General features: G+C 38.3%; 21 protein-coding genes and 1 pseudogene. 4 read left to right on the top strand and 18 right to left on the bottom strand.

The window, feature by feature from the left end:
• Positions 1–38 precede the first annotated feature (38 nt).
• Positions 39–485 (bottom strand): arginine repressor, encoded by a 447-nt coding sequence (gene argR, locus O3643_RS05270; RefSeq protein WP_371500344.1) that lies wholly within the window; start codon positions 483–485, stop codon positions 39–41.
• 153 nt (positions 486–638) lie between these two features.
• Between argR and argS the strand changes: the two genes are divergently transcribed.
• Entirely contained in the window at positions 639–2,330 is a 1,692-nt protein-coding gene (argS, locus tag O3643_RS05265) for an arginine--tRNA ligase (RefSeq protein ID WP_371500342.1), read from the top strand.
• A 384-nt stretch (positions 2,331–2,714) separates the two neighbouring features.
• Positions 2,715–2,963 carry a MarR family transcriptional regulator gene (locus O3643_RS05260; RefSeq protein WP_368910566.1) on the top strand — a complete coding sequence of 83 codons (249 nt, stop codon included), beginning with the start codon at positions 2,715–2,717 and terminating at the stop codon, positions 2,961–2,963.
• 34 nt (positions 2,964–2,997) lie between these two features.
• Here the strand turns inward: O3643_RS05260 and O3643_RS05255 are convergent, their stop codons facing one another.
• From O3643_RS05255 to O3643_RS05195, 13 genes are all read right to left on the bottom strand, one after another.
• Entirely contained in the window at positions 2,998–3,207 is a 210-nt protein-coding gene (locus O3643_RS05255; protein ID WP_371500339.1) for a hypothetical protein, read from the bottom strand.
• Positions 3,208–3,277: 70 nt separating this feature from the next.
• Positions 3,278–3,745: a class Ib ribonucleoside-diphosphate reductase assembly flavoprotein NrdI gene (gene nrdI / locus O3643_RS05250; protein WP_070678690.1), complete on the bottom strand. Its 468-nt coding sequence runs from the start codon at positions 3,743–3,745 to the stop codon at positions 3,278–3,280.
• A 75-nt stretch (positions 3,746–3,820) separates the two neighbouring features.
• Entirely contained in the window at positions 3,821–4,351 is a 531-nt protein-coding gene (locus O3643_RS05245; protein ID WP_024053657.1) for a hypothetical protein, read from the bottom strand.
• Positions 4,352–4,412: 61 nt separating this feature from the next.
• Positions 4,413–5,699 carry a response regulator gene (locus O3643_RS05240; protein WP_371500336.1) on the bottom strand — a complete coding sequence of 429 codons (1,287 nt, stop codon included), beginning with the start codon at positions 5,697–5,699 and terminating at the stop codon, positions 4,413–4,415.
• Positions 5,700–5,701: 2 nt separating this feature from the next.
• Entirely contained in the window at positions 5,702–7,375 is a 1,674-nt protein-coding gene (locus tag O3643_RS05235; RefSeq protein ID WP_371500414.1) for a sensor histidine kinase, read from the bottom strand.
• Positions 7,353–7,985: a YesL family protein gene (locus O3643_RS05230; protein WP_371500334.1), complete on the bottom strand. Its 633-nt coding sequence runs from the start codon at positions 7,983–7,985 to the stop codon at positions 7,353–7,355. The genes O3643_RS05235 and O3643_RS05230 overlap by 23 nt, the downstream gene beginning before the upstream one ends.
• 612 nt (positions 7,986–8,597) lie before the next feature.
• Positions 8,598–8,804 (bottom strand): CsbD family protein, encoded by a 207-nt coding sequence (locus O3643_RS05225; RefSeq protein ID WP_004250682.1) that lies wholly within the window; start codon positions 8,802–8,804, stop codon positions 8,598–8,600.
• 36 nt (positions 8,805–8,840) lie between these two features.
• Positions 8,841–9,470, bottom strand: coding sequence for an Asp23/Gls24 family envelope stress response protein (locus O3643_RS05220; protein ID WP_371500331.1), 630 nt, complete (start codon positions 9,468–9,470; stop codon positions 8,841–8,843).
• Between the two features lie 11 nt (positions 9,471–9,481).
• Entirely contained in the window at positions 9,482–9,652 is a 171-nt protein-coding gene (locus tag O3643_RS05215) for a DUF2273 domain-containing protein (protein WP_004250679.1), read from the bottom strand.
• A gap of 11 nt (positions 9,653–9,663) precedes the next feature.
• Positions 9,664–10,227, bottom strand: coding sequence for an alkaline shock response membrane anchor protein AmaP (gene amaP / locus O3643_RS05210; RefSeq protein WP_024053918.1), 564 nt, complete (start codon positions 10,225–10,227; stop codon positions 9,664–9,666).
• Between the two features lie 85 nt (positions 10,228–10,312).
• Entirely contained in the window at positions 10,313–10,552 is a 240-nt protein-coding gene (locus O3643_RS05205; protein WP_006149342.1) for a GlsB/YeaQ/YmgE family stress response membrane protein, read from the bottom strand.
• Positions 10,553–10,969: 417 nt separating this feature from the next.
• Positions 10,970–11,308 carry a Cd(II)/Zn(II)-sensing metalloregulatory transcriptional regulator CadX gene (gene cadX / locus O3643_RS05200; protein WP_371500328.1) on the bottom strand — a complete coding sequence of 113 codons (339 nt, stop codon included), beginning with the start codon at positions 11,306–11,308 and terminating at the stop codon, positions 10,970–10,972.
• Positions 11,309–11,319: 11 nt separating this feature from the next.
• Positions 11,320–11,934 (bottom strand): CadD family cadmium resistance transporter, encoded by a 615-nt coding sequence (locus O3643_RS05195; protein ID WP_371500326.1) that lies wholly within the window; start codon positions 11,932–11,934, stop codon positions 11,320–11,322.
• Between the two features lie 28 nt (positions 11,935–11,962).
• Here O3643_RS05195 and O3643_RS05190 point away from each other — a divergent pair.
• Positions 11,963–12,135 (top strand): annotated as a pseudogene (locus O3643_RS05190) (FanG protein).
• 77 nt (positions 12,136–12,212) lie between these two features.
• Here the strand turns inward: O3643_RS05190 and rpmG are convergent.
• Positions 12,213–12,362 (bottom strand): 50S ribosomal protein L33, encoded by a 150-nt coding sequence (gene rpmG / locus O3643_RS05185; protein WP_001265622.1) that lies wholly within the window; start codon positions 12,360–12,362, stop codon positions 12,213–12,215.
• 15 nt (positions 12,363–12,377) lie between these two features.
• Positions 12,378–12,560 (bottom strand): 50S ribosomal protein L32, encoded by a 183-nt coding sequence (gene rpmF / locus O3643_RS05180; protein ID WP_000290417.1) that lies wholly within the window; start codon positions 12,558–12,560, stop codon positions 12,378–12,380.
• Between the two features lie 217 nt (positions 12,561–12,777).
• Here rpmF and ilvD point away from each other — a divergent pair, with 217 nt between their 5' ends.
• Positions 12,778–14,481, top strand: coding sequence for a dihydroxy-acid dehydratase (gene ilvD, locus O3643_RS05175; protein WP_371500324.1), 1,704 nt, complete (start codon positions 12,778–12,780; stop codon positions 14,479–14,481).
• A 56-nt stretch (positions 14,482–14,537) separates the two neighbouring features.
• Here the strand turns inward: ilvD and O3643_RS05170 are convergent, their stop codons facing one another.
• Complete coding sequence (locus O3643_RS05170) at positions 14,538–14,879, bottom strand: metal-sulfur cluster assembly factor (RefSeq protein ID WP_371500322.1); 342 nt, start codon at positions 14,877–14,879, stop codon at positions 14,538–14,540.
• Positions 14,880–14,996: 117 nt separating this feature from the next.
• The gene (locus tag O3643_RS05165) at positions 14,997–16,814 is read right to left on the bottom strand and encodes an acyltransferase family protein (protein ID WP_371500320.1); all 1,818 of its coding nucleotides are present in this window, start codon (positions 16,812–16,814) and stop codon (positions 14,997–14,999) included.
• Between the last annotated feature and the right edge of the window lie 62 nt (positions 16,815–16,876).

The raw sequence follows: 16,876 nt of genomic DNA, 5'->3' as shown, positions 1-16,876 counted from the left end.
TCCTTGTAAAAACAGTCCTGAGAGAAGCTCTCAAGACCTTATCTATCTTCCATTAACTCTAGCAAGCGTTCTGCCATGACTTTAGCTGCATGTTGATCTTTACAGATAACCAACAAGGTATTCGCTCCGGCAACAGTACCTAAGATCCACCCATCTTTATTTGAATCTACTACATTGGCTAAAACGGATGCTTCTCCAAGTTTAGTGTGGAGAACCAAGGTGAATTCGGCTCTCGCAACACCCTCTAAGTGATGTGAAAGGAATTCGACCAGATCAATCTTCTCTGTCTCATTTGCTAGCACATAGTAAACAACATCGTTTTTCTTAACTTTGGTTAAGCCAAGCTCTCGCAAATCACGAGATAAGGTCGTTTGTGTCACAAAGACATCACAGGCTTCCAAACGATCTTGAATTTCCTTTTGAGTTCCTAATTTTTCTTCTGTAATCATTCGCTTGATGAGCTGATGACGTTCTCTTTTTCTCATAAGATCCTTTCAAGTGCATATTTATAACATTTTACATTTTTTTAGTAAGAACATTATATCAAAAAAACTGGATATTTCAAAAAATATCTCTTCTTTCAAAAAAAATGTTGTAAATTATGATAAAATAGTAGAAAAGCCCTAAAGGAGCCTTAAATGAATACAAAAGAATTGATTGCTAGTGAATTAGCTGGCGTCATCGATAGCCTGGACCAAGAGGCTATTTTAAATTTACTAGAAACACCTAAAAACTCAGATATGGGAGATATCGCCTTCCCTGCCTTCTCATTGGCAAAGGTTGAACGTAAAGCTCCTCAAATGATTGCTGCTGACATCGCTGAAAAGATCAATAGCCAAGCTTTTGAAAAGGTTGTAGCAACAGGTCCTTACGTAAACTTCTTCCTTGATAAGGCTGCCATTTCTGGTCAAGTTCTACAAAACGTTATCACTGAAAAAGAGCACTACGCTGACCAAGAGATTGGCAATCAAGAAAATGTCGTTATTGACATGTCTAGCCCTAATATCGCTAAACCATTTTCAATCGGTCACCTTCGTTCAACAGTTATCGGAGACAGCTTGTCACATATCTTCCAAAAAATTGGGTATCAAACTGTCAAAGTCAACCACTTGGGAGACTGGGGCAAACAGTTTGGGATGTTGATTGTTGCCTACAAGAAATGGGGTAACGAAGAAGCTGTCAAAGCTCATCCAATTGATGAACTTCTCAAACTCTATGTCCGCATCAATGCTGAAGCTGAGAACGACCCAAGTTTGGATGAAGAAGCACGCGAATGGTTCCGCAAGCTTGAAAACGGCGATGAGGAAGCTCTCGCTCTTTGGCAATGGTTCCGCGATGAAAGCTTGGTAGAATTTAACCGTCTCTACAATGAGTTACAAGTTGAATTCGACAGCTATAACGGAGAAGCTTTCTACAATGATAAAATGGATGCAGTTGTAGACATCCTTTCTGAAAAAGGACTATTAGTCGAATCAGAAGGGGCTCAAGTTGTTAATCTCGAAAAATATGGAATTGAACACCCAGCTCTTATCAAGAAATCTGACGGCGCAACTCTATACATCACACGTGACTTGGCTGCGGCCCTCTACCGTAAAAACGAATACCAATTTGCCAAATCTATCTATGTCGTTGGTCAAGAGCAATCAGCTCACTTTAAGCAACTCAAGGCTGTCTTACAAGAGATGGGTTACGATTGGAGCCAAGATATTGTCCATGTTCCGTTTGGCTTGGTTACAAAAGAAGGGAAAAAACTTTCTACTCGTAAAGGGAATGTTATCTTGCTAGAACCAACTGTTGCAGAAGCCATCAGCCGTGCTAAAGCGCAGATCGAAGCCAAAAATCCAGAACTTGAAAACAAAGGGCAGGTCGCTCATGCTGTTGGGGTTGGTGCCATTAAATTCTATGACCTTAAAACTGACCGTACAAATGGATATGACTTTGACCTTGAAGCTATGGTATCCTTCGAAGGGGAGACTGGCCCTTATGTTCAATATGCCTACGCTCGTATCCAATCAATCTTGCGTAAAGCCGATTTCAAACCTGAAGCAGATGCCAACTATAGCTTGAACGAGGCTGAAAGCTGGGAAATCATCAAGCTAATCCAAGACTTCCCACGTATTATTAAACGTGCAGCTGATAATTACGAACCTTCTATCATCGCTAAATTTGCAATCAGCTTAGCGCAAGCCTTTAACAAATACTATGCCCACACTCGTATCTTAGATGAAAGTCCAGAACGTGATAGTCGTCTAGCCCTTAGCTATGCAACCGCGGTTGTCCTCAAAGAAGCGCTTCGTCTGTTGGGTGTAGAGGCGCCAGAGAAGATGTAACTCGCCAAAGTTACTTGATTGCAAAGCAATCTAAGTAACTAACGCCAAATCCTATTCGGACTTTGGCTAGGCGCCTCACTAGTCTTTCGATAGAAATATTATCGATTTCTACCGAAAGACGTCGTAATCTTCAAGTGACTGTAACTAAAATTCCTAATTGTTAGACGCTAGTCGCTTTTATGCGGACTAGCTAACTGCTTCACTAGTCATACTCCCTAAATATAATCGATTTAGGGGCCACGACGTCGTAAATGAGGCGATTTGCCTAAACGTCTTACTAATTAATAACAAGTAGCCAGGCGCTTACAATACTATCACTCAAAAGGCGAAGGATATTCGTTTTTCTCTAACCACTTACTTCTTTATTACCTAGGGAGAATTTTTATGAGCCAGTATGCTTATATTCTAGTTGTTATCAGTCTTCTTTTTCTCTTTCTTGTCAACAAATATGAAAAAGAGAAACTTCAAAGACTGCTTCAGGACCAACTATTGAAAGATCCAGCTTTTCGTGCAACTATCAAAGAAAAAATCCAAACGATAGAAAATATCAATGATGTCATTGACTACATCAACAAAGGCTACCGTTTAGGGATTCCCATTTCAAAAGAAATCGTTGACGAAATTCGCAACTAACAAAAAGACTCGAGATGACATTTCTCGAGTCTTTTTATTTATTTCTGACAACTAAGATTCCTACCAGGATAACAATCCCTAAGGATACCATGGTTCCAACTGGTGCTAAATTTTCATCAAAAATTTTCTCAGAGAACAGTAGCAGAGCAATCGCTAATAGTAGCAAGGCACTGCATAGCATAATATCCTTGAAGCTTGGTTTGCGTTTTATATACTTTAAAAATGATCTCTGTAATTTACTCATTTGAACTGTTCTCTTTTGAAATAATTCTATGATCCAGGAGATAAAAATTTAGCCCAGCAACTCTAACCCCTTACAAGGATTCAAGTTCATAAAGCTCTGCAATAATCCCAGCAACCTTCTTGATGTCTCCCAACATACCACGCATCTCAAAGTCAGCTAAAACAGGGAAACCAAAACGTTGACTATATTGCTTGGCGGTCAAACAGTATTGGTTATTGAAATTACGGTTACCCGATCCTACGACACCAAAACACTTACTAGCATTATCACCATATGCGATAAAGTCTCCTACTGGAGTGGTTAAGATTTCCACATCTCCATTGTCAACCCCATTGCCACCTTCTAGGTAAGTCGGTAGAAAAGCCACATATGGGTTGGTCATCTCAAAGAAGTCTTCACCTTCCTTGACCAAGTCTTTAATATGAATTTTTTCCACATCAATATTCGCATATTGCTCTAACAAATAAGCTTTCAAACGTGTTACGAAACTCTCCGTGTTGCCGCTTAGACTGATATAAACTAAGGAAATTTTTTTCATCTTTTCCTCCCTCTTTCTCGAATCCAAAAAAATAACTACCAAGATTGTATCTTGATAGTTATCCTTTGTCAACTCTTAGGCGAGTTCTTCCTCTTGAGATTCTGTTAATTCTTTTTGCTGACGCCATATTTTATAGAAGACGATTCCCAAAAAGATAACATTGATGACGATGAATATGATAGTGGTTACTTTTGACATGACTTCCATTCCTAAACGTAGGGTGTCATCTTTAATCAATTGCATAGCATCTTGTAGATTCATATTGTCATGGACTAGTCCAACAATAGCTAGCAAGGCATATCCAACATAAGTGTAGTTTGCCAACTGCAGGTTCTTACGAATTAAGAAAACAAAGGCTACTACAACTAGGATAGCAGATAGAATAATGAGTATCGTGTTAAAAATAGAGTGAGATGACTCTGACACTTGGTGGGCATAGTTAACAGCATCTTCTATTTGTTGAGCACTAAGTGTCCCAACATTTTCTTGGCTAGCACGAAGGGCGTCCTTACTAGGTACTGGAGTGAATATTCCAACTATTGCCAAGGCTGAATTAATCGCTGATAAGACCAATAAAACCCATAGATAGATTGGTTTCTTTTTCATAAAAGTAACCTCCTCATATTTTTGAATTTATTATAGCATATTTTAACAAGTAAAACAAATCCTACAAGTTTACTTCCACCTGCTTGCGGTAGGCTTTCGGAGACTTTCCACATAGTTTTCGAAAGACCTTGTAGAAATACCCTACATTACTATAACCAACCGTATAGCAAATATCCTCAATACTATCATTGGTTGATAGCAAAAGTTGCTGGGCTGCTTTAATCCGTTGCTTATTGAGAAGCTCAGCAAAGGTTGAATTGGTTTCCTTCTTGATTAACTGACCTAAATACACAGGATTGATAAAGAGATCCTTGCTGATATCCTTGAGAGAAAGTTCTTTTTTATAGTCTCTACCAATAACTTCAAGTACACTGACGACATTTTCATTCATACGATATTGACCAAAGAAGGACGTCAAGGTTTCCTTGGTATAAGCCACTAAATCTTCAAAGTTTGTAATGGCATGAATTCTTTTGACAATATCTGTCATATCATCTGCTTTCAAATGCTCAAAGAGATGGAAGACGTCCATCACAAACTGAGTAAAGAGTTGCTTGGTAATGGACACCCTCGGTGTATTTTCTAACACAATCTTCTCAAGTAGGTTCAACTCCTCGATAATCTGTTGAAGATTGCCCTGAATAATAACTCGATAGATGGGTTCATAATAAGAAAAGAGACTTTCAGATTGATCGAGGTTTACAGTTCCATAGAAGAGTGCTTTTTCAACGTCAAATTTCCATTTTTCAAAGTTTGCCTGATAAGGTGACTCAAAAGGCATAACGAGTAAACCATCGAATTTCTGAGCTGCAATCACAATCTGCCAGTCCTGACCTAAAACATAGTAAGGAATGACAAAATCCCCTTGTTTCTCTTGGGAGAGTCCAATCCACCAGTTTTCTTTTTGAGACAGGTGTGCTTTAAATGCTTCGTCGTCTAACTTTTGACTTAACATTTCTGGCTCATGCACTTTCTCAGAAAGTTGACCAAGGATTTTCTCAAGTAAATGCTCCAGTTCAACCTTATCAACTGGTTTGACAAGATAGTCTACAACATTGAGGTTCATGGCTTTCTTGACATAGTCAAATTCTTGATAGCCAGAAAGAAGGATATAGTAAGCCTCTGGCAAGAGTTCCTTCATTTCCCCAATCATTTCAAGTCCTGTCTTGCCAGGCATGTTGACATCAGAAATGACGATATCTACGGGATGTTCTCGAACATAGTCCAAAGCGTCGTCAGCATGATTGGCTGTTGCAACGACTTCCATATCCCATTTTTCAAAAGGGATCAAACGCTTAAGTCCTTCTGTAATCATGTACTCATCGTCAACTAATAGTACTTTATACATGTTTATCCTTTCTCTTCATCCTGAATGGTGATTCTATATTGAACACCTTTTTGTTCAGCTGATTCTACGCTGATGTTATAGCGGTCTCCAAAGTAGAGCACAAAGCGTTCGTGGATATTAACAATCCCAATAGACTGTCGTTGCCCCTTATAATCTGCTGTGTGTTCAAAGGTTCTTTGAGCCAGTTTAGCTTGAATTTCTGCTAGTTTTTCAGCAGACATCCCACGGCCATTATCGGTTACTAAGATTTCGACATAGCCATCTTTTTTCAAAGCCTTGATACTGATAACATTATCTGTTCTTCTGTGATCAACTCCGTGGGCAAAATAATTTTCCACTAACGGTTGGAGGGTGAACTTTGGAATACGCATTTCTTCCAATTCAGGGTCAATCTTAAATCCATAGGCAATGGATTTTGGATAGCGAACCATACAGAGATAACTGTACTTCCGACAAAACTCCACTTCTTGTTTGAGGGTCGTTTCTCGCTCGTCAGAGATATTATTGCGTAGGAGGCTACTGAACTCATAGATGATATCTGCTAGTTCATTTTGATTTTCCATCACCGCGTACATCCGCAAAAATTCCAGAGTATTGTACATGAAATGCGGATTAATTTGAGCTTGTAAGGCTCGCATGTTGGCATCTTTTTGATTGAGTTCCAGTTGATAAATATCGTGAATATTACTTTCTAGTCGATCCAACATATCATTTGTCGACTCAGCAATTAGTAGCAATTCCTGGTCCTTTTTATCTGTGTCGATTCTCTTGGTCTGCTCTCCCTTAGTAATAGCTTGGATAGAGTCCACCAAGTCCACAACCTGACTTTGATAGTCAGAAAAAGTCCTTCTTAAGGTCATATATAAAATGATGATAAAGAGGGCGCTCAAACCTAAAATAAGTGCCGAACTCGCTAAAGTCCCACTCCAAACATAATCCTTTGGTACAGCTACTCGAACTTGATAACCATGGGCAGTTGTTCCTACCAACCAAGACTCATTCGTTCCCTTCGCTCCAATATAGAACATATCTGTTTCATATGGTGCAATGACCGTTACTGCAACAGGAATTGTTCCCCTAGTATTGTCAATCGCTTTATAGAGGACTTCTGGTTCTACGGAAATATAAATGACTCCAAGAGCCTGATCCGAGATGGGATCAGACACTGGAACAGCGAAACTATTAGCATCCGGTTTAAAGCTCTCAGCTGGAATTTTCTGTCCACCTCTGTTTCCTCTTTTGGAAACAAATACATCTGTTGAATCCTGTAGAACAATCGAAATACCTGTTACAAAATCGTTTCGCACGTATATATCATCGATATTTTCATAAATAGAAACGGAAACATAGGGTGACGCCTTGCGTTCTAACTGCCAGTAAAAATAATCCGGCGTACTAAGGCTAAAATATTTGTAAATCCCTTCAATCCTAGCTTGATTATCCACTAAACTCTGGGCTAGACGGGTTGACTCTCGATAATAGTATTCAACCTCATCAACTGTTCGAGCGAGAACACGCTGGCCGACACGATTGGCTTCCCTTTCACGCATATCCCAGTCTGCATAAGAAATCAAGAGAGCAAAGCAGGAAATGATGATAATCATCACCAGACTATAGATTCTTAAGAGTGAGTGGAGGCGGAATTGTTTGGTCTTATTTGGTTGCCAATTTTTCATGAATACTTTCATAAACAGGCTCCAATAAATCACTAATAAAGAAATGCCACATCCCAATACCTACAAAAGCGATGAGGGCTGGCATATAGAAGCCAATAATGGCTAACAAGACGCTACCAAGGAGAACTTTGGCCACTGCCGATAAACTCATAAAAATTCCGATAAAGGCAAGCTTTAAGGTGTTTTTATAGGACAATTCAAAGTAAACCTGTAACTTTAAAGATACTGTGTAGGCCAAAAATACCAAGGCTACTAAAAAGATATTTAAAAATGTTGCTGCCAAGTGGATAATGGTCTGGTTTGGCAACTGAATCATCAGATACAAGCCATAAATCAAGATCAAGTCAATCCCTATAAAAGTGTAGAAACTGAGATTACTTTTGACAAAATTGCTCTTAAATAAAGCCCATGCTTCCTTGAAACGATAAGCACGGTAAGAATAGCCGTTTTCAGCAAATAAACTCATGAGAGTTGCACTAGCGGGTGCTATACCAAAGACCACTCCTCCTGCTAGTGTCAATAACCAAAAATAAGCCGTCGCAATCATCCCCAAAAAGAAACGATGAAAGACTAGCTCAATGAAATTTCCCACGGTTTGCCTCCTATACATTAATCTAGTTTTATTATAACATATTTCAAGCGCTCTCAAAAATAGGAGCAGTAAAAAAGGCAAGAGAATTTAACTCATTACTTTTTTAGAAGTAAGCTTGGAGTAGGGGCCATCCTTATTAAAAGTGTACAAACACCAAACTATAAAAAATTACATTTATTGGTTTAACAATGATGTTTGTGCTATAATAAAGATAGAAAGAGATACCGATTAATAATCAAAGAACAAAGGCTTTACCAGGGCAGATGGATATGTTTGAAAATTAGATAATTACTATTCAACTTATTTACTGGTTCAACAAAATAACGAAAGGAGTATGTACCATGACTACTCAAACTTTAAGCACTGTGTTGATGTGTGTTGCGCTTATATTGACTCTTTTCTCTGAAAAATTGTTCAAGCAACATGAAAAAATCGGAAAAATAATTTGCACTATAATCATATTAGTCGCTGTTTTGTTAATGCTGCTCTAAGTTATTTTAAGAATACAGGAATTTGTTTGTCCTGTATTCTTTTTTTCTCTATAAAACGTGCATTGATAAAAACGAATAACAAAAACACCCCCAGTTAGGGAGTGTTTTCAAGGAAAATAGTAAGATTACCTAAATTTTATTATTTAGCATCGTCTTTTTTAAAGATGTTTTTAACACCTTCAACAGCGCCTTCAATTGCGTCTTTTGCATCTTCAGCAACTTCTTTCACTTTAGAAGCAACTTTTTCAGCAGCTCCTTCGCTTTCAAGTCCTTTGTCACCTACCAATTTACCAACGCCTTCTTTAACAGCTCCTGCTGCTTGGTTGAATTTTTCTTCTGTAGACATAAGTATGTCCTCCTTTTATTTTTTCTAAATTAGTAATTATTGAACACGTGGTTCTGCTTTGGCTGCAGCATCTTTAACATTGTCAACGCCTTGGCCAACTTTTTCTTGAACGAATTCAGCGCCTTCACCAAGCTTTTCTTGTGCTGCTGCGACACCTGAACCGATACCAGATTTCACTCTAGACAATTGTTCTGACGCGAACTCACCTGTTGATTCTGCCACGTCAGTTACACGATCTTGAAGGCTAACTGAGTCTGCTTCATATTGTTCTTTAGTTTTGATGTCAACAACATTAACGTTAACTTCAACTACTTCTAGATCAGTCATTTTCGCAACTTCTGATACGATAACGTCTTTGATTTCCTTGTATAGAGTTGGAACGTTTTTTCTGTACTCTACGATAACGTTCAAGTCAACTGCTACTTGTTCTTTACCAACTTCAACGTTAACACCGTGTGTTACATCGTTAGTGTTAACAAGTTTTTCTGTAAGATTTGAGAAGAACCCACCATCCACATGTAATAGTCCTGGGACTCTATCTAGTGAAAGACCGATGATTTTTTGAATAACTTTATCTTCGTAAGTTAATTCTCCGCGAACATCTTTAGAAACAACAACATCTTTTTTTTCAGTATTTACATTTACATTTTTTTCTACGTTTGACATATGAAACTCCTTTATTTATTTAAATAATTCTTCTGTACATAGTATCCCAACCAAATTCCTAAGGCTCCACAGATTAAAACAAACAATGTTTTAAAGAAACCGAAGGATAGGATGAAGCAGGCTAGAATAATACCTACTACACCACATAGAATTGGGTATTGATATTTTTTAAACCATTCCATTTTTTACTTCCTTACTTTACACGACTAACAATTTTCTTAGCTGCTTTTTGAGGGTCATATTCTTTCACTGAAACTTCCAGTTTAACCTCTCGATCAATACCAAAGAATTCTTTCAATCCTTGAGTGATTTCGTTTTGAACTACTTCAAATTTGTTAGCAATGTTATCTGAAAGAACAGCTGTACCTTCTACATAAACGAAACATTTCTTTTTCCGAGTATGTACCTGAATTTTGGGATTTTTGACCATCTTGTGTTCATCCAATAAACATCGAACAAACCCTTCAATAGCTGAATTTTTTAGTTTTAATTTATCGTCTTTAGTTCCAAGTTTTATTTCCAGATATTGTCTAGGATAAAACAGGATTACTAACATCCATAATAAAACTAAGATAGACAGGCCTAGAAGCCCCCAAAATACATATCTAGCGAGATAATATTCAAATGATGTCTGTCGCCAGCTAGTCAATTGAATCCCTAAATCACTAACCTGGTGGTAATCTATCAAAATAGGAAGGAAAATTGTCAAGATTAAAATACAGAAAATAAACAATAATATTTTCTTTGATTTTGACATATAAAATCCTTTCAATTAGTGCAACAAACCATAGCTTTACCCGTCATTATAAATTAAAAGCTATAGTCTGCTTTCGAGTAAAAAATTAACCTTTTTTACCCAAAAAGAACGATACCACAGAAACTACAATCACTGCACCAACAATAGATGGAATGATAGCCATACCAGCTAGTGAAGGTCCCCAAGTACCAAGGAGTGATTGACCTACTGATGAACCGATTAAACCGGCAAAAATATTAGCAATTACTCCCATTGAGCCACCTTTTTTAGTGATTGCTCCTGCTGCAAGGCCGATAAAGCCTCCTACAATAATGGACCACAACATAATATGCGCCTCCTTTCATAGCCCCAATATATCTGGGTTAAGTATAGTATATCAAAATATGAGAGCGCACTCAAATTATATGCTCACGAATATATGCTTAAATAAATTTTAAAACAATACAAAAACGCTCTAGTCATTGTGACTAGAGCCTTTTCTATATATCCGAACATCTATTTTATTTCACAAAAAATGTAGTCATTCGGTTGATTTTTTTGCAATACATTGAAATTGGAAAAAAGAAAAAACGCTTAAAATAAGCGTTTTTCTTATGTATTGATTCGTATTGAATGCTTACTTCACTTCTATAAAAAGATTAAATAATTTCTATTTTAGCTGTTAGAAACGTTGGTACATCAATGTTTTTAGAATGCTACATAATAAAAGGTAGAGTGAATGGTAGAGTAGTAAAAATAGTTGTTATCCTAGTTGATTAAAAAAGTCTTTGATTTCCTCATCTTTTATAAAATAATATATAATTTTCCCCTCTCTTCTAGTATCCAAGATGTTTTGATTGGCTAGTTTACGAAGATGATGGGATGCAGATGCCATACTGAGATCTAGTAAAAAGGCTATATCACAGACACAGAGTTCTTCAACAGCAAGGAGATAAAAGATGATATTTATCTGTTTACTATCGGTAAACTTTGATAAAATGCGAAGTGATTTTTGGACTTTTTCCTTTTCAAGGTAGTTCGTTGCGGTTGTAACATTTTGTTGATTTATAACATTCACTTGGCAGATACTATCTTTTTTCATAATTTTTTCTCCTAGCTTAATAAAGTCCTTAGCATGTCAAAGCTGTTGTTTTCAATCAGGATATACATCCCCAATCCTAAATAAACAACGGCAATAAACCATCTGCTATATTTTTCCAAAGTTTCTCCAACAGAAGGGACTTGTGCCAATTTTTGGGCAGAAAAAACCAGGAGATAAATCATGACTAGAAAAGTAAGTAAAGCCACTATCAAATTCGCTAAATTTAAGGTAATAAAATATGGGACAAAAACACCAATATTGTCAGCACCACAACTTGCAAAAGTAATCATAGCGACTAGAAAAATCAGGTTTTTATCATCTTTGCGCAAACCATCTTTTGCAATAGCTTCTCCATCAGAATCTCCTAAAAGCAAAACTTTGAGTCCTAGGAAAATTGGAATCAAACCGAGCAAACCTAAAATCTCTTTACTAGGAATATAATTTAAGACAAATGCAAAAAGTAAACTTAGCAATATTAGACTAACAGAGCCTAGAAATTGTCCTAAATAGATGTTAATGATGTCTTTTCTGCTTTTTCTTTTGGCAAAAAATAACATTAGGATAATAAGTAAGTCTACGGCTGTCCCAGAATACAGGATTATTGAAGTAACAACATTTTGAACCATAAAACACCTCATTCAAATATATTTTTGAATGTATTTTAACATTAAACTTTGTAGATGTCAACTTCAGCTCCATCAAAATATAGATAAGAAGGTAGTGTACTAAACATTAAAAAGCCCTGCCATCGAAATGATAGCAGGGCTTAACTTCAATATCCAGATGATATATTTATCTAAAAAAGTAGAGTTTGGACTGAAATATAGTGAAATGTATTGAAATTGAAAAAAGAAAAAACGCTTGAAATCAGCGTTTTTCTTATATATTGATTCGTATTGAATGCTTACTTCACTTCTGTAAACACAACGTGTTTGCGAAGTTTTGGTGAGTATTTCTTCAATTGAAGACGGTCTGGAGTGTTACGTTTGTTTTTAGAAGTAAGGTACAAGCGTTCACCAGATTCTTTGTGTTCAAGTGTAATATTTACGCGCATGGTATCTCCCTTCTATTATTCAGCTGATGCAGCTTTAGCGATCTTACGTCCTTTGTAGTATCCTTTAAGTGATACACGGTGAGAACGTGAGTAATCTCCAGTAGTTTCGTCAAAGTTTACAGATGGAGCTGTTACTTTGTAGTGCGTACGACGTTTGTTTTTCTTCGCTTTTGATGTGCGACGTGCAGGTACTGCCATTTCGTTTTTCTCCTTTTAAGATATAAATTCAATTAGGTTTGATTTTCATCAACTTTAATAGTATATCAAAACTTTTTTGTAAAGTAAAGTTACTTGACAAAAAAAGTTGTATTTTTTTATCGTACACTGCTGAATTGTCTGAAAATTTAAAAATTTTCTTCTGTTATTCATGTGAAAATTGTGCTATAATGGAACAAACTGAAATGGGAGGGAACAAATGACAGAATTAGATAAACGTCACCGCAGCAGCATCTATGACAGCATGGTAAAATCACCTAACCGTGCCATGCTTCGTGCGACTGGTATGACAGATAAGGACTTTGAAACACCGATTGTTGGGGTCATTTCGACTTGGGCAGAAAACACACCGTGTAATATTCACTTGCATGACTTTGGAAAATTGGCTAAAGAAGGTGTTAAATCTGCTGGTGCTTGGCCTGTGCAGTTTGGGACCATTACCGTAGCCGACGGTATTGCCATGGGAACGCCGGGTATGCGCTTCTCCCTAACGTCTCGTGATATCATTGCGGACTCTATCGAAGCAGCTATGGGTGGTCACAACGTCGATGCATTTGTAGCTATCGGGGGTTGTGACAAGAACATGCCTGGTTCCATGATTGCCATTGCCAACATGGATATCCCAGCTATTTTCGCTTACGGTGGTACTATCGCCCCTGGAAAACTGGATGGCAAAGACATCGACTTGGTTTCTGTATTTGAAGGAATCGGTAAGTGGAACCACGGTGATATGACAGCCGAGGACGTGAAACGTCTGGAATGTAATGCCTGCCCTGGCCCTGGTGGTTGTGGTGGTATGTATACTGCCAATACTATGGCTACTGCTATCGAAGTTTTGGGGTTGAGTTTGCCAGGTTCTTCTTCTCACCCAGCTGAATCTGCTGAGAAGAAAGAAGACATCGAAACAGCCGGTCGTGCAGTTGTCAAAATGCTTGAACTTGGTATCAAACCTTCAGATATCTTGACTCGTGAAGCCTTTGAAGATGCCATTACAGTGACAATGGCTCTAGGTGGTTCTACAAATGCTACTCTTCACTTGCTCGCCATTGCCCACGCAGCTAACGTTGACTTGTCACTTGAGGACTTCAATACAATCCAAGAACGTGTGCCTCACTTAGCTGACTTGAAACCTTCTGGTCAATATGTCTTCCAAGATCTTTACGAGGTTGGTGGTGTACCTGCAGTTATGAAGTACTTGTTGGCAAATGGATTCCTTCACGGAGACCGCATCACATGTACTGGTAAGACTGTCGCTGAAAACTTAGCTGACTTTGCAGATCTTACTCCAGGTCAAAAAGTCATCATGCCACTTGAAAATCCTAAACGTGCGGACGGTCCGCTTATTATCTTGAACGGTAATCTTGCTCCTGACGGTGCCGTTGCCAAGGTGTCAGGTGTTAAGGTTCGTCGTCACGTTGGTCCAGCTAAGGTCTTTGACTCAGAAGAAGATGCTATCCAAGCTGTCTTGTCAGATGAAATCGTTGATGGCGATGTTGTCGTTGTTCGTTTCGTTGGTCCTAAGGGTGGTCCTGGTATGCCTGAGATGCTATCACTTTCATCAATGATCGTTGGTAAAGGCCAAGGAGACAAAGTTGCCCTCTTGACAGACGGACGCTTCTCTGGTGGTACTTATGGTCTGGTTGTTGGACATATCGCTCCTGAAGCTCAGGATGGTGGACCAATTGCCTATCTCCGTACAGGCGATATCGTCACTGTCGACCAAGATACCAAAGAAATTTCCATGGCCGTTTCCGATGAAGAACTTGAAAAACGCAAGGCAGAAACAACCTTGCCACCACTTTATAGCCGTGGTGTCCTCGGTAAATATGCCCATACCGTATCTTCTGCATCACGTGGTGCCGTTACAGATTTCTGGAATATGGAACAATCTGGTAAAAAATAAGCAAATCAAAAGCAAGCCTCAACTGGCTTGCTTTTTTGTATTTTCAAAATAAATCATTATCGTGGAGGTAACCCTAGAGCTATACGCCCATAACGACTGATGCGTGTAATCTTCCATGCTGGAGACCAGGTAACCTCAACCTTGACATCCTCAATCCCAGTAATTTGTTTTAAACCTGCCACAATCTCGATTGGCAGACTTTCTGCACAGTCACAGGCAGTATCAGTGAAGGTCATAACAACTGTACAAAGGCCAGCCTCATCTAAATGAATCTCATAAATCAATCCAAGATTGTATACATCTAACTCTACATCTGTATCATAAATTTTTTCGAGTACTTCAATGATTTGATCTTCCAATGCTAGAGCACGGTCATTAATCTTGATGTCTTCTCTCATTGCATTCCCTCCATTTTTTGATTGTTCCTATTTTCTCATAATTCTGACAATTTGGCAAGTTTTTCCCAATCCTGTTTAAAGCTAAAAAGTAGAGATAAAATCTCTACTTTTTAGTGATTATTTTGATTTGACAGGTTTGTCTGCGAGAGCTTTAACGGCAGCATTAATGGTTTCTGCGTAAAGTTTTGCTCCTTCATCCTGCTTAGTCGTATCACTACCGAAGTGAACCTGGTCTGTTCCCTTCCAAATATCTGGATGATCTTTGGCGACTTGGTTCCAATCTGCTAGTGCTATATATGGATACTTTTGTGCCAATTCACGCGCATAGCTTGCATACTGCTCAACATAAGGTTGCGTTTCCTGCGTTGTATCTCCCTCGTATGGAGTAACTAAAACAAGTTGATGTCCTTTTGGAAGATTTGTTATCAGCAAATCCAGATCAGCTTTATAATTTTCAGGATTATTAACGCCAGTCGCAATGACTACAATTTTAGGCAAGGCTTTATTCTGACTGTAATTCAGCATTAATTCATTTGCCTGTTTGGTAGTTCGACTGACCTGACCATCAATCTGCGCATCTGGCAAGACTTCTTTAAGTCCCTCTGAAGCACGCAAGGTTACCGAATCTCCAATGATGGATACACCGTCAGCTATATTATAGCGACTGGCTTCTGCTTGATCTGCCATGGTTTTTGTTCGGTTCATATTGGTTTGCGCCTGATTGAGACCATTAACCATCAAATCCGTTTCAAATGCACCGACTTGAGGGGCTATCAGTATCACGATTAAAGTAATCAAACTAAGCACTCCTGCACTACCAGCAAAAATTGGTTTAATGTGCGGAATTTCTTTTGCCTTTTGCAAGAGATCAGTAGATTTTCCTGCTACTAAAGGTTCGATAACATAGAAAGAAAGGGTTGCGAAGATATAAGAGAAGATGGTGGTTAAAATCACTGCCGGAATATTTCCCATTAACTGTGAGAAAATAATATAGAACGGCCAGTGGAAAAGATAGACAGCATAGCTGGTATCCGCTAAAAAGCTGATAATCTTTGGCTCTTTGATCGTCGGAGTTTTCTCATGCAAAACGCGTGCCGCAACAATCATCAGAAGCGCTGCTAAACTTGCAAACAAGAAGCCGAGTAAATAGGCAAAGAGATACGTAAATTTCACAAAGAAGGTCAGTAAGAGCAAGATTCCGAGCCCAGCTCCAAAGGCTAGCAAAGTCTGCTTCAAATCCAAGCTTCTATTCAAACGTTTGAGAAGAGGCGTTACATGGCGAACACCTACCAAGGTCGCAAGTACACTTCCTAAGAAGAATGGAAAGACATGAGTCAAAGTTGAGAAGTAGAGTGTTGAGTAGGAGCTAACGATAAAGCTACCAATAAACATCGAAAGGAAACTGACGATAAAGGCCGCTGATGAAAGTAGAAAGATTGTTCCTCGTAGTTGTCCGCTTGATTTCGCTCGCTTAGATAGGAACCAGACTGCCAAGCCCCACAAGATATAATAATGAACTTCAACAGCTAAGCTCCAGTTGTGAACAAAGAGGTGAGGGATAAACTGAGATTCATAACTTCCTCCTGTCAGCATTTCATAGAAGTTAGTCATAAATCCTAGAACACCAGCAATCTGCCCACCAATTCCTGCCACATAATCTTGGCGAACCAAGAAGGTGAATGGCATGATGACAAGAATCATTAAAACAACTGGTGGAAAAATTCGATAGAAACGTCTTCTAAAAAATCCTAAGATATCAATCTTCCCTTTTTGTCCAAATTCTTCTAATAAAAGTGATGTGATCAGAAAACCTGAGAAGGTAAAGAAGACGTCAACCCCGAAGAAACCTCCTGGAAAAGTCGTTTGAAAGAAATGATACAAGAGTACCAAAAGCAAACCTGTAATCCTAATCAAGGAAAACCATTTAATACGCATACGAGTCTATTCTCCATTCATTAGATTGGCAAAAAAGCCATCTAACTTTCATTCATAGTACC

Source organism: Streptococcus sp. 20925_1_44 (assembly GCF_041432435.1).
GTDB classification, from domain to species: domain Bacteria; phylum Bacillota; class Bacilli; order Lactobacillales; family Streptococcaceae; genus Streptococcus; species Streptococcus infantis.
The sequence above is the reverse complement of the archived record's forward strand: the minus strand, read 5'-3'. Positions and strand labels throughout refer to the sequence as shown.